Annotated in this window: 13 protein-coding genes; 7 read left to right on the top strand and 6 right to left on the bottom strand. The window is 71.1% G+C overall.

The window, feature by feature from the left end; all coding sequences use genetic code 11:
- The first annotated feature begins 71 nt into the window (after positions 1 to 71).
- From larE to F3H13_RS10790, 7 genes are all read left to right on the top strand, one after another.
- Positions 72 to 1,109, top strand: coding sequence for an ATP-dependent sacrificial sulfur transferase LarE (gene larE, locus F3H13_RS10760; RefSeq protein WP_149799033.1), 1,038 nt, complete (start codon positions 72 to 74; stop codon positions 1,107 to 1,109).
- Between the two features lie 91 nt (positions 1,110 to 1,200).
- Positions 1,201 to 1,404 carry a hypothetical protein gene (locus F3H13_RS10765; RefSeq protein WP_149799034.1) on the top strand — a complete coding sequence of 68 codons (204 nt, stop codon included), beginning with the start codon at positions 1,201 to 1,203 and terminating at the stop codon, positions 1,402 to 1,404.
- Positions 1,405 to 1,464: 60 nt separating this feature from the next.
- Positions 1,465 to 2,115, top strand: a complete 651-nt coding sequence (serB, locus tag F3H13_RS10770; RefSeq protein WP_149799035.1) for a phosphoserine phosphatase SerB — start codon at positions 1,465 to 1,467, stop codon at positions 2,113 to 2,115.
- Between the two features lie 166 nt (positions 2,116 to 2,281).
- On the top strand, positions 2,282 to 3,112 hold the full coding sequence (locus tag F3H13_RS10775; protein WP_149799036.1) for a lycopene cyclase domain-containing protein: 831 nt from the start codon (positions 2,282 to 2,284) through the stop codon (positions 3,110 to 3,112).
- Complete coding sequence (locus tag F3H13_RS10780) at positions 3,105 to 4,256, top strand: Brp/Blh family beta-carotene 15,15'-dioxygenase (protein WP_149799037.1); 1,152 nt, start codon at positions 3,105 to 3,107, stop codon at positions 4,254 to 4,256. The genes F3H13_RS10775 and F3H13_RS10780 overlap by 8 nt, the downstream gene beginning before the upstream one ends.
- 67 nt (positions 4,257 to 4,323) lie before the next feature.
- Complete coding sequence (locus F3H13_RS10785; RefSeq protein WP_149799038.1) at positions 4,324 to 5,025, top strand: GNAT family N-acetyltransferase; 702 nt, start codon at positions 4,324 to 4,326, stop codon at positions 5,023 to 5,025.
- Positions 5,022 to 5,306 carry a DUF7861 family protein gene (locus tag F3H13_RS10790; protein ID WP_149799039.1) on the top strand — a complete coding sequence of 95 codons (285 nt, stop codon included), beginning with the start codon at positions 5,022 to 5,024 and terminating at the stop codon, positions 5,304 to 5,306. Before F3H13_RS10785 ends, F3H13_RS10790 begins: the two co-directional genes overlap by 4 nt.
- An 18-nt stretch (positions 5,307 to 5,324) precedes the next feature.
- Here F3H13_RS10790 and F3H13_RS10795 read toward each other — a convergent pair whose 3' ends face one another.
- From F3H13_RS10795 to F3H13_RS10825, 6 genes are all read right to left on the bottom strand, one after another.
- Positions 5,325 to 7,112, bottom strand: a complete 1,788-nt coding sequence (locus F3H13_RS10795) for an L-aspartate oxidase (RefSeq protein WP_149799040.1) — start codon at positions 7,110 to 7,112, stop codon at positions 5,325 to 5,327.
- 89 nt (positions 7,113 to 7,201) lie between these two features.
- Positions 7,202 to 8,089 carry a YkgJ family cysteine cluster protein gene (locus F3H13_RS10800; RefSeq protein ID WP_149799041.1) on the bottom strand — a complete coding sequence of 296 codons (888 nt, stop codon included), beginning with the start codon at positions 8,087 to 8,089 and terminating at the stop codon, positions 7,202 to 7,204.
- A gap of 115 nt (positions 8,090 to 8,204) precedes the next feature.
- Entirely contained in the window at positions 8,205 to 8,801 is a 597-nt protein-coding gene (gene hisB, locus F3H13_RS10805) for an imidazoleglycerol-phosphate dehydratase HisB (RefSeq protein ID WP_149799042.1), read from the bottom strand.
- A 121-nt stretch (positions 8,802 to 8,922) separates the two neighbouring features.
- Positions 8,923 to 9,540: an HU family DNA-binding protein gene (locus tag F3H13_RS16655; protein ID WP_149799043.1), complete on the bottom strand. Its 618-nt coding sequence runs from the start codon at positions 9,538 to 9,540 to the stop codon at positions 8,923 to 8,925.
- 205 nt (positions 9,541 to 9,745) lie between these two features.
- The gene (gene hisA / locus F3H13_RS10815) at positions 9,746 to 10,486 is read right to left on the bottom strand and encodes a 1-(5-phosphoribosyl)-5-[(5-phosphoribosylamino)methylideneamino]imidazole-4-carboxamide isomerase (RefSeq protein WP_149799044.1); all 741 of its coding nucleotides are present in this window, start codon (positions 10,484 to 10,486) and stop codon (positions 9,746 to 9,748) included.
- A 549-nt stretch (positions 10,487 to 11,035) separates the two neighbouring features.
- Positions 11,036 to 11,854, bottom strand: coding sequence for a hypothetical protein (locus F3H13_RS10825; RefSeq protein ID WP_149799046.1), 819 nt, complete (start codon positions 11,852 to 11,854; stop codon positions 11,036 to 11,038).
- Positions 11,855 to 11,874: the final 20 nt, after the last annotated feature.

The following is an 11,874-nucleotide window of genomic DNA, read 5'->3' on the forward strand; positions in this document are numbered from 1 at the left end:
GGTTCGGGGCCGAACGGGGAGCCCCGTGCCGCGTGCGACGCCCTTTTTCGCGCCCGTCGCCAACGCCGGCCATGAGCCAGAACGCGCGAGCCGTCGGCGACGGGTCGCTCGACCCCGGAACGGCGGCGAAGGCGGCGAGCGCCCGCGACGCGCTCGCCGAGCGCGACGGGGTCCTCGTGGCGTTCTCGGGCGGCGTCGACTCCGCGGTGGTGGCTGCCCTCGCGGCGGACGCGCTCGGCGACGACGCCGTGGCGTGTACCGCCCGCAGCGAGACGCTCCCGGCGGCCGAACTCGACGACGCGAGGCGGGTCGCGTCGGAGATCGGGATCCGCCACGAGACGGTCACCTTCTCCGAGCTGGACGACCCCAACTTCGTCGTCAACGACGGCGATCGCTGTTACCACTGCCGCACGATGCGACTCGGCCGGATGTACGAGACGGCCACGGAGCTGGGGATAGACACCGTCTGCGACGGGACGAACGCGGACGACCCGGGCGAGGGGCACCGCCCCGGCCTGCGGGCTGTCGAAGAGCTCGACGTGTTCTCGCCGCTGCTCGACGCCGGGATCGCGAAGGCCGAGGTCCGCGCGATCGCGGAGTCCTACGACCTCTCCGTGGCCGACAAGCCGTCGATGGCGTGTCTCTCCTCGCGGATCCCGACCGGCCTCGAAGTGACCGAGGAGCGGCTGACCCGCGTCGAGAAGGCCGAGCGGGTGCTCCGCGAGTGGGGCTTCGAGGGGTTCCGCGTGCGCGACCACGACGGCCTCGCGCGCGTCGAGATCGCGCCCGACGAGTTGGAGCGCGCGCTCGACCCCGCCTTCGCCGACGCCGTCCACGAACACCTCACCGACGTCGGCTTCGAGTACGTCACCCTCGACATGGCCGGCTACCGGACCGGGAGCGTGAGCCCGGGCGGCGAGGGTGACGGCGAGCCGAGCGACACGTGCGACGCCGACGCAGACGGCGACGATTCCGGCGACGACACCGACGCGGACGCCGACGATTCCGACGACGACACCGATGCGGACGGCGACGATTCCGGCGACGCCGACGGCTCTGATGCCGACGGTACCAGCGGTGTCGACCTCGGCCGGAGCTACCCGCGCTGAAGCCGGGTCGGACGGACTCGAACCTCTCGGCGTTATCACCCGAGAGAACCCGGCAGGAACGCTTATAACCCGTGTTATTAAATCGACACCTATGCGTGACGCGCAGACGCTGGCGGTGATCGCCGGCGGCGTCGGCGGTGCCGTCGGGGCGTTCGTCGGCGTCGCAGTCGGCGGATCCGCGCTCTCGGTGACCCTGACGACGCTCGGCGTCGCGACCGTCGTCGGCGTCGGGGTCATTGCGAGCGCGGTCATCGCCGGCGACGTGGAGTTCCTCGCCGACGCGGACGGCGAGTGACGCCGGTAGCACTCGCGGCCGACCGCGCGCTTCAAGGCCCCGCCGCGACGAGCGAGTGCCATGAGTCTCATCGCGTTCGACTTCGACGGGACGCTCTCCGACTCCGAGATGACGGTCTTACTCGCCGAGCGGGCGGGCGTCGCCGACGAGGTCGCCGAGATCACGGAGCGGGCGATGAACGACGAGCTCAGCTACGCCGAGAGCCTCTACCGGCGCGCGGCGCTCTTAGAGGGCCTCTCGGCGGCGGACGTCGACGACGCGTTCGGCGCGGTCCGGATCCGCCCCGGCGCCGCGCGACTCATCGAGCGCCTCCGGGAAGCGGGGCACCACGTCGCGGTGCTCACCGGGGGGTTCGAGCGCGGCGTCGAGGCGGCGCTCGCCCGCGAGGGCGTCGCGGTCGACACGATCGTCGCCAACCGGCTCCCGACCGGGCCGGACGGCGCGCTCACCGGCGAGGCCGAGGGGCCGCTCATCGAGGGGACGAAAGACGACGCGCTCGAAGCCCTCGCGGCCGAGGTCGGCGTGCCGCTGCGCGAGACGGTGGCGGTCGGCGACGGCGCGAACGACCTCCCGATGCTGGAGGTCGCGGGGCTCGCCGTCGGCTTCGTGCCGAAGAACGCGGTGCGGCCCGTTTGCGATTCGGTCGTCGCCTCCATGTACCGGCTCGGGAAGGTGCTGGAGGCGCACGGCGTGCTCGCGGACGGAGAGTGAGGCGGAGCGCGAGGCGGAGCGCGAGGCGGGCGCGGGCAGGCCGAGGCGGCCGCGGGCAGTCCGAGGCGCTCACGGCGAGCGCCCGATACCTGACCACGTTGGGCTCAAGGGTTAATCAACGACGAACCGAACACTATCGTATGAGCGTCTCCGCCGGGGTGATCCGATGCTACCGACGCTGACGTATCTCCAGTTCCACCTCGTCTTCAGCCTCCCCGTGTTGGGGCTTCTGTGGTACCTCGCGCCCCGGTACGACGCCGTCCGGCAGCGGCGCGCGACGGTCGGCATCGCGATCCTCGTCGCCATCGCGTACCTCTACACGACGCCGTGGATCAGCTACATGATCCGGCAGGGGGCGTGGTGGTACGCCGACGGCGCGGTGCTCGTCCGGGCGCTGTCGATCCCCCTCGGCGAGTACCTCTTCTTCACCATTCAGACGGTCGTCACCGCGTTCGCGCTCCACCTGATCGGGTTCGACCCGACGTTCCGCGAGGGCGACTTCGACCGCGCCCCCCGGATCGCCGGGGTCGTCGCGGGCGTCGCGATGGTCGGCGGCGGGCTCTGGCTCACGACCCTCGACCCCTCGTACCTCTACCTCGGCGGGCTGATCGCGTGGGTCGGCCCCGTCGTCGCGCTCCAGTGGGCGGTCGGCGGGGGGTACCTCGTCCGGACGCCCAAGATGTGGCTCGCGGCGACGCTGCTCCCGGCCGCGTACTTCTGGGTCGCCGACCGGATCGCGATCGCGATGGGGACGTGGCAGCTCTCGACCGAGTACACCACCGGAATCGCCGTGTTGGGGCTCCCGATCGAGGAGATGCTGTTCTTCGCCGCGGCCGGCGTGATGACCGTCAACGGCCTCGTCCTCTTCGAGTGGGTGCTCGACTGGAACGACCGCCGGGGCGCGGTCGCCGAGCCGTCGCCGTCGGCCGAGGCCGAGCGCGACGTCCCGTCCCCCGAGCCACCGACCGACCCGGACCCCGACGTGGTCGATGACTGAGGCGTCCTCGGCGTCGACGAGCGCGGCCGAACCCGGTTCCGCCGAGGCCCGCGAGCGCGGGGTGACGCCGCCGGCGGAGGAGGGCGGGAGTGGGGCCGAATTCGACGCCGCGAGCGAACGGGTCGACCGCTGGTTCGCGCGGCGCCCGGCGCTGGCGCTGGCCGCGCTGTTGCCGATCGGCGCCGTTACCCCCCTGTTTCCGGTCGAAGTCGGCGTCGCGACGTTCGCGCTCGGCACCCTCGTCGTCGGGATGGCCCACGGCGCGGTCGACCACCTCGTCCCCCTCCGGGCCGCGCCCGACGTGTCGCTCGGCCGGTCGATAGCGGTCGTCTCGGTCGTCTACGCGGTCCTCGGCGCCGCGGTCGTCGCCGCGTTCTTCGCCGCGCCCGTGGCCGCGTTCGTCGGGTTCATCGCGCTCACCTGGCTCCACTGGGGGCAGGGCGACGTGGCGACGCTCGCGATCGCGGGCGTCGACCACCTGCCCTCGTCGGCGGAGCGGTGGCTGGCGCTCGTCGTCCGCGGCGGGCTCCCGATGGGCGTGCCGCTCCTCTCGCACCCCGAGGAGTACCGGCTGGTGGCCGAGTGGATCGTCGGGCTGTTCCTCGTCGACGCGGGCGCGGCCGCGACCGCGGTCGACCCGCTGTTCGCGCCCGCGGTCCGAATCGGGGTCGGCGTCGGGATGGCGGCCGCGACGCTGGCGTCGGTCGCCCTCGGCTACCGCCGGGTCCGAGACGGGCGCGACCCGGGCGGCTGGCGCCGCGACGTCGGCGAACTCGCGGTGCTGTGGGCGTGGTTCCTGCTCGCGGCGCCGGTGTTCGCGATCGGGGTGTACTTCGCCGTCTGGCACGCGCTTCGCCACGTCGGCCGCCTCGTCCTCGTCGACCCCGAGGCCGCGAGCGTGGCGTCCGCCGGCGACGCGGTCGGCGCGCTCGCCCGCTTCGGCCGCGACGCCGCGCCGCTCACCCTCGGCGGCTTCCTCGTCGTGGGCGCCGTCGGGATCTCGGTCCCCGCCGGCGTGGCGGCGCCCGGCGACCTGTTGGCCGTGTCGCTGGTCGCCATCGCCGCCATGACGCTCCCGCACGTCGTCGTCGTCGCGTGGCTCGACCGGCGGCAGGGCGTCTGGCGGCCGGGCGTCGGCGGCTGAGGGGCCCGGCAGCGCGGTCGGTTCCGACACCGCACCGCTCTTTGTCGGCGGCCGCGTCCCTCCGACAATGGACGAGATCGCGATCCGCGACCCGCGGCCGGGCGACGCCGAGCCGCTGGAGGCGCTCATCACCTCGCACTTCAGCGAGGGGAGCTCCTACGGCGTCGACCTCGGGCTCGACGACCCGACGTACCACGTGCTGGTCGCGGTCGAGGGCGACGCTGCGGACGCGGGGGAAGACGGCGACGGGAGCGACGGCGAAGATATGGGGGAGGACGGTGACGGGAGCGACGGCGAAGATATGGGGGAGGACGGCGACGGGAGCGACCCCGACGATGCGATTCTCGGTGTGATGGCGCTCCGCGAGTTCGACGACCCGGCCGCCGTCGCCGACGAGATGTACTTCTTCGACGACTCCGACCTGCTCCCCGCGGCGGGGCTGTACGGCCACTTAGAGATGGGGTACGTCCGGGACGACGCGACCGGCCGAGGGATCGGGAGCCGACTGCTCGAACGGCTCCACGCGGTCGGCACCGAGCGGGGCGTCGACCTGTTCCTCGCGGACTCGTGGTACCACGGCGGAGAGGACTCGCCGGAGAAGCTGTTCGACGCGCACGGGTACGAGACGGTTCACCGCGACCCGATCGAGCGACCCGTCGCGGAGTGCCCGAAGTGCGAGGCGGAGTGCACTTGCGAGGGCGCGCTCGCGGTGCGACGCGTCGCGGACGTCGCGGGCAAGGAGAGCGACGCGGGGGCGAGTCGGCCGTGAACCACGACCGCGTCCACGCCCGAGCGCCGTCGCATCACGTCGACCGCTGGTCGGTCGGCGTGATCGAGTCGATCGACGAGCGCGACGGCCACTGCGTCGTGACGGTTCGGCCGGGCGAACCGGATGAAACTGAAGGCGAAAACGAGGGATCGGACGGCAGCGAGTCCGTCGAACTCACGATCACCTTCGCCGTCCGCGACCTGTTCGTGAGCCGACTGCCGATCGACGAGGGCGAGTCGCCGGTCGGCGAACGGGTCTGGTATCGGAAGCGAGGCGGGTGAGTCGGGGCGGTCGGCGGGCTACTCCAGCTGGTGGTAGTCCAGCTCGTGACCCTCGTCGAGCGCGGCCTGGACGGCCTCGCTCGGGTCGTCGACCGGTTCGGTCCGGACCGTCATGCCGCCCACGTCGGCCGCGTCGAAGTAGACGTTCCGCCGCCAGTCGGGGTCCGTGTCGGGGTGATCGGTGCGGTAGTGAGCGCCGCGCGACTCCTCGCGTTCGAGCGCACCGCGGAGCACCGCCTCGGCGGCGACGAGGGTGAAGCCGACGTCGACCGCGAACTCGAACGACTCGCTCGTGACCGGGCCGACGCGCATGTCCGCGGCGCGGTCGCGGACGGCGGCGAGCCGGTCGAGGCCCTCCCTGAGCGACGGCTCGTCGCGGAGGATGCCCGCGTGGTCCCACATCAGCTCGCGGAGGTCGGCGAGCACCGCGTCGACGTCGTGGGCGCCGTCGTTGTTCGCCATGGCGCGTAGGTCGCCGAAGTGCGGCTCGACGAGGTCCTCGCGGAGCGAGTCGGGCACCTCGCCCGGGCCGTCGACGCGGTCGGCGATCCGCTCGCCGGCGACGACGCCGTACGCGACGGTCTCGGCCAGCGAGTTGCCGCCGAGCCGGTTCGCACCGTGGACGCCGGCCATCGTCTCCCCGATGGCGAAGAGCCCGTCCACGTCGGTCTCGCCGCCGTCGTCGACGGCGACGCCGCCCATCCCGTAGTGAGAGGTCGGCGCCACCTCGACGGGCTCTTCGGCCATGTCCACGCCGAGGTCGTCGAAGCGCTCGTACATCCGGGGGAGCCGCTCGCGGATGAAGTCGGCGTCGCGGTGAGAGATGTCGAGGTAGACGCCGCCGTTCTCCGTGCCGCGCCCCTCGGCGACCTCCTGTGCGATCGCCCGAGCGACCACGTCGCGAGCGTCCAGCTCCATCTGGTCCGGGGAGTACCGCTCCATGAAGCGCTCGCCCTCACTGTTGAACAGCCGGCCGCCCTCGCCGCGGACCGCCTCGGTCACGAGGCGGCCGCTCCACGGCGCCCAGTCGGGGTCGCTCTCGTCGACGGCCATCCCGGTCGGGTGGAACTGCATGAACTCCATGTCCATCAGCGACGCGCCGGCGTCGGACGCCAGCGCCGCCCCGTCGCCGTTGTTCTCGTCGTCTCTGGAGGTGTGCCGGTCGTAGATGGCGGCGTGGCCGCCGGCGGCGAGGACGACGGTGCCGGCGTTAAACAGGACGAACTCGCCGTCGTCCATGTCGAACCCGACGGCGCCGTACACCGCCTCGCCGTCGGAGACCAGCTTCGTGATCATCACGTTCTCGCGGTAGGGGACCGACAGCTCCTGTGCGCGGTCCACGAGGGTGTTCAAAAGCGACTCGCCCGTGTGGTCGCCGGCGAAGGCGGTCCGGCGGAACGACTGCGCGCCGAAGAAGCGCTGGTCTATCTCGCCGTCTTCGGTGCGGGAGTACTCCATCCCCCACTCGTCGAGCTCGCGGAGGCGTTCCGGCATCTGCTCGGTCACGGTCTCGACCTTCGCCGGGTCGTTGATCAGGTGGCCCTCGTTGAGGGTGTCCGCCGCGTGGATCGCCGGGGAGTCCTCCGGGTCGTGCGTGCCGAGGGCGCCGTTGATCCCGCCGCGGGCCCACGTGGTGTGGGCGTCGCCGTGACCTCGCTTGCCGAGCACGAGCACGTCGTCGACTCCGCGCTCCGCCAGTTCGATCGCGGTTCGCGCTCCCGCCGCGCCCGCGCCGACGACGAGAACCGAGACGTCCTCGCGCTGATACGCTGCGGCCTGACCGTCGTCCGTCCGCTGTTCGACCATACGAATCCGAAGGGACCGCACACGGGTAAGCCTCACGCGCGTGCGCGCGAGAGGCGAAAACACGGGTGCGCCGCGGCTCCCGCGGTCGCTCAGTCCCAGCCCGGCGTGCCGGGCGCGCCCGCGTCGTCTTCCACCTCGCGAACGAGCCGGTCGCGGGCGTCGGCGCCGAGCGCGACACGGTCGCCGTCGGCGTCGGCACGCTCGGTCCACTCGCGGATCGACGTCCCGAGCCACGAGTCGGCCTCGCGGGCGCTGTCCCACGCTTCGGCCATGCGGTCGCGGTTCACCGACAGCGACCCCGGCCGAGATCCGACCGCGGCGCCGGCGAAGCGGGCGCGATCGTCGGCGGTGGCCTCGCCGTCGCGGAGTCGGGCGACGGCGCCGTCGAGCTCGGCCGGGTCGGGGTAGGCGAACACCGTCGCGCCGAGCGCCTGTGGGCCGAACGGCGGCGCCGAGAGGTCGTCGGGCGGCTCGTCGTCGAGGAGGCGGTCGCCGCCGCCAGCGGCCTCGACGCGCTCGCACTCCGTCTCGGCACCGAGTTCGAGGTTGTGGCCTGGGTAGCTCGAACAGGTGCGCGGGTAGCGGTCGGTGTCGTGGATCCGGCACTGGAGCGTCGTCGGGTCGAGGAACGCGCAGGCGTCGAGCCAGCGCGGCTCGTCGGTCCCGATCGGCGCGACCGGCTTCGGGGGTTTCCGGAGACCGACGACGAAGACGGGCCGGTCGTCGACGGCGGCGAGGTCGACCCCGTCGATCCGGACGCTGTCGTCGCGCTCGGCCGGCCTGAACAGTCGGGGGATCAGGGCGTCGCCGAGGCCGTCGTCGACGAACCGGGCGACCTCGTCGCGGGTGAGCGGGACGAGGTCGTAGGCGTCGTCGAGCGGGGGGCGGGGGCCGGTGCGGTCGGAGCCCGCCGCGGCGGGGTCGAGCGGGCGCCAGTCGATACAGCAGCCGGCACAGCCCTCGCAGTCGAGTTCCATACGCCCGTGCTAACGGTTCGCGCGGGCATAAGCGATCGGCGGGGATGGGGAGAGATACAGGGAGAGAAGCGGCGCAGGGGCGGAGCGAGAGCCGGAGGCGTCGCCGGTCGCCCGCTCAGAGTTCGCCCTTCGTGCTGGGCGTGTCGCTGCGGCGCTCGTCGAGGCGGGTGGCGTCGTCGAGCGCGCGCGCCAACGTCTTGAACAGCGCCTCGACCTCGTGGTGGGCGTTGTCGCCCGTCTCGACCGTCGCGTGGAGCGTCAGGCCGGCGTTGTGCGCGAGCGAGAGCGCGAAGTGGTCGGCCATGACGCTGGTGAACTCCCCGACCGAGTCCTGGGAGAACGCGCCGGAGAACTCGTAGTACGGGCGGCCCGCGACGTCGACGACGACGCTCGCGACCGCCTCGTCGAGGGGGACCCGGCGGTCGGCGTACCGCCGAATGCCGCGCTTGTCGCCGAGCGCCTCGTCGAACGCCTCGCCGAGGCAGATCGCCACGTCCTCGACGGTGTGGTGGTCGTCGATGTCGAGGTCGCCGTCACAGCGGACCGTGAGGTCGAAGAGGCCGTGTTTGGCGAACGACTCGAGCATGTGGTCGTAGAAGCCGATCCCCGTGTCGACCTCGCTGTCGCCGTCGCCGTCGACCGCGAGGGTGAGTTCGATCGTCGTCTCGCTCGTCTCGCGGGTGACCGCGGCCGTCCGGTCGTGGTCGCTCATACCGGCTCGTCGCGGGGGATTCGTAAGTCGGTTGCGGGTGTGGCGGGATTCGAGTCCGAGAGGAGCGGACGTTGTACGGGAGTCGAGAGTTTGCTTATCAACCGTCACACGCGCCTGGATTTCAGTTGACGGCCTTCGAGAGCTCGGCACCCGCCTTGAACTTGACCACGTTCTTCGCCGCGATCTGGATCTCCTTTCCGGTTTGCGGGTTCCGTCCGGTCCGAGCGGACCGCTTCGAGATGCTGAACGTGCCGAACCCCTCATCCTCGTCCTCTTCGCGACCCACCGAGATCCGATCTCCTTTTTTCAGGGCCTCCGTCGTCGTGTTGATGAACGCTTCGAGCGCCCGCTTCGCGTCCTCCTCCGATAGCCCCTCATGGGAGCCTCCCGTTGCACTCGCGATGTACTCCGCGTCGATCACCACGTCGGCGTCTCGGCACTTGGCGCTGGCCTCGTCGCCCTTGCCGGGATTGAGATCGAGGGCGGCCGCGAACTCCGGGCAGACGTCGAACGTCACCGGCGAGTCGTCTACTGGGGCGTTTCGGGACCGCGGATTTCGACCCGTCCGGGCGGAGCGCTTCGAGATACTGAACGACCCGAATCCGACCAGTACGGCGCTGTCGCCCTTCTCCAAGGCTTTCGTCGTCGCGTCGGTGAACCCGTCGAGCGCCTTCTTCGCGTCCGCCTTGCTCAGTCCGGAGTTACTCGCCATCGCCTCGATCAGTTCCGCTTTGTTCATCGCCGCGGCCTGACCGGTCATCGTTAACATGCCGAGTCCGAGGGCTGTCGAGAGGATAGCACCCCTCCGGAATACGGTTCGCCGCGCGAGATCGTTTTGAGACATGATACCTTTACTCACAGTCATCTGAGGCGCCGTGAGAATATAAATATATTTATAATTTCACTTCTGTGTTATTTTGTGTCTTCCGTTTGTCTCAACCCTGCTAAACTCCGTCGGCCGCGTCCTGCGCCTCTCGCAGCGTGAACTCGCCCTCGTACAGCGCGGTGCCGACGACGACCGCGGCCGCGCCGGCCTTTTTTAACTCAACGACGTCCTCGACGGTCGCCACCCCACCGGAGGCGATCACGGGGATATCCACGGCCTCGACGACGCTCGCGACCGCCTCGCGGTCGATCCCCGCCAGCTGTCCCTCCACGTCGACGTTCGTGAATAAGATTGCGCCCGCGCCCAGCTCCTCGTAGCGCGCCGCGGCCTCGGCAGGGTCGAGGCCGGTTCCCTCGGTCCACCCCGACACCACGACCTCGCCGTCCTTCGCGTCGAGGCTGACGACGACGCTCCCGGGGTGCGTCTCGTCGATCTCGGCGACGATCTCGGGCGTCTCGACCGCTGCGGTGCCTAAGATTACGCGGTCGAGACCCAGATCGAGGAGGTCACGCGCGCCCTCGGCCGTGCGGATGCCGCCGCCCAGTTGGAGGCCGGTGTCGTCAGAGACGCTCTCGACGACCGACTCGATCGCCGCCGCGTTGACGCGCTCGCCCTCGAACGCGCCGTCGAGGTCGACGAGGTGGAGCGTGCCGGCGCCCGCCTCGATCCAGCGCTCGGCGGCCGCGACGGGGTCGCCGTAGCGCTTGCCCGTCCCGCGCTCGCCGCCGACCAACTGGACGACCTCGCCGTCCTGCACGTCGACGGCGGGGATCACCTCGAACTCGGGGAAGTCGCTCATACGGGAAGGGAGTCGCGGCCGGCGATTAAACCGGTCGGTTCGAGATGAAACGGAGGGTTGCCCGGTGAACTGAACGTCTCCAAATCTACAGTTGCTTAGTTATAAATGACTGAGACTGGATTACCGACGAACACCGCCAAAGCCCCAGTCGCTCGGTTATAAATATCCGACTGTAGATCGACGGGAAACACCTCCAAAGCCCCAGTCGCGACGGCTCGGTGCGCTCGCTGTCGTTCGAAAGGCGCGCAGCGCCTTTCGTGATGACGAGACGCCGAAGGCGTCTCGAACCACGGTCCTCGGCGCTCACTCCGTTCGCGCCTGCGGTCCTTGCGTCGCGCGCCTTCGCCCTCGCGACTGCCCCTTTGAGTCCCGCCCCGCACAGCACCGCAACCGCGCCTCACGCCTCCCCAGCCTCGCGGCTCCCTCCGCTTCGCTCCGGTCGCCGCGTCCCTCGCGCGTGCGACTCGCGGCCTGCGGCCGCTCATCGGCACGCGCCACCGCATTCCAGTTATAAATAGCAGAGCCAGAGATTCCCAATCCCCTACTCGCTCACTCCACCGAGATGAGCAGCTGCGAGACGTCCTCGTCGAAGGCCGCGGGATCGGTCGCGAGCGCCTCGGCGGTCTCGGCGTCCGTGAGCAGCGTTATGACGCTCTCGGCGTCGACCGAGTCGGGCAGCGCGTCGTCGAAGACCTCGATGAGCGGGTCGGTCGGGTACGCGCCGCCGGCGACGATCACGTCGGTCCCGTCGTGCCAGACGCCGAGCCGGGCCTCGATCTCGAGGGGGCGGTCGATCTCCGCAGTGGACCCGGTCGGAAGCGGGATCCCCCCGTCGATCGGGTACTCGCCGGACAGCCGCCACGCGGTCGCGGTGTTGCCGGACCGGACGGTCGTACTCCCCTCCTCGACGACCTCGACGTTCTCGATGCCGGCGTTCCGGAGCTGCGCGCGGAATGCGTCGGTCGCGGCCGTCTCGACCTCGCTCATCACCCGATCCCGTCCGACGCCGGCCGGGAGCTGATCGATCGCGGGCCGGAGGTCGATCCGCGTCGCGAAGAAGATGACCGGCGACCCCGACGCGTCGATCGTCTCGGCGAGCGCGTCCGCGACGGGCGCGTACTCGAAGATCCGCGTGCGTTCGAGCGCCCGAACCGTGACGGGACCGTACGCCTGCTCGAACACCGTACTCTCGGACTCGTCGGTCTGTCGCCAGTCCTCGATCCGGTCGCTCGTCACCTCGGGGGCCGGGACCGGCCCGTCGCGGCCGCCGAGACAGCCGGCGAGGCCGACGACCCCGACCGCCGCGCCGCCGGCTAGCAGCCGCCGCCGAGTCGTCCGCGTCGACCGCGCTCGGGAGTGCTCGTCCATGAGTCCGGGTGGTCGTCGCG

The sequence above is a fragment of the Halorubrum xinjiangense genome, assembly GCF_900102375.1.
In the GTDB taxonomy this organism is placed as follows: Archaea; Halobacteriota; Halobacteria; order Halobacteriales; family Haloferacaceae; genus Halorubrum; species Halorubrum xinjiangense.

Excerpts from the sequence above, each read along its gene's own strand:
- larE (WP_149799033.1), top strand. The coding sequence starts at position 72 with ATGAGCCAGAACGCGCGAGCCGTCGGCGACGGGTCGCTCGACCCCGGA.
- F3H13_RS10765 (WP_149799034.1), top strand. The coding sequence starts at position 1,201 with ATGCGTGACGCGCAGACGCTGGCGGTGATCGCCGGCGGCGTCGGCGGT.
- serB (WP_149799035.1), top strand. The coding sequence starts at position 1,465 with ATGAGTCTCATCGCGTTCGACTTCGACGGGACGCTCTCCGACTCCGAG.
- F3H13_RS10775 (WP_149799036.1), top strand. The coding sequence starts at position 2,282 with ATGCTACCGACGCTGACGTATCTCCAGTTCCACCTCGTCTTCAGCCTC.
- F3H13_RS10780 (WP_149799037.1), top strand. The coding sequence starts at position 3,105 with ATGACTGAGGCGTCCTCGGCGTCGACGAGCGCGGCCGAACCCGGTTCC.
- F3H13_RS10785 (WP_149799038.1), top strand. The coding sequence starts at position 4,324 with ATGGACGAGATCGCGATCCGCGACCCGCGGCCGGGCGACGCCGAGCCG.
- F3H13_RS10795 (WP_149799040.1), bottom strand. The coding sequence starts at position 7,112 with ATGGTCGAACAGCGGACGGACGACGGTCAGGCCGCAGCGTATCAGCGC.
- F3H13_RS10800 (WP_149799041.1), bottom strand. The coding sequence starts at position 8,089 with ATGGAACTCGACTGCGAGGGCTGTGCCGGCTGCTGTATCGACTGGCGC.
- hisB (WP_149799042.1), bottom strand. The coding sequence starts at position 8,801 with ATGAGCGACCACGACCGGACGGCCGCGGTCACCCGCGAGACGAGCGAG.
- F3H13_RS16655 (WP_149799043.1), bottom strand. The coding sequence starts at position 9,540 with ATGAACAAAGCGGAACTGATCGAGGCGATGGCGAGTAACTCCGGACTG.
- hisA (WP_149799044.1), bottom strand. The coding sequence starts at position 10,486 with ATGAGCGACTTCCCCGAGTTCGAGGTGATCCCCGCCGTCGACGTGCAG.
- F3H13_RS10825 (WP_149799046.1), bottom strand. The coding sequence starts at position 11,854 with ATGGACGAGCACTCCCGAGCGCGGTCGACGCGGACGACTCGGCGGCGG.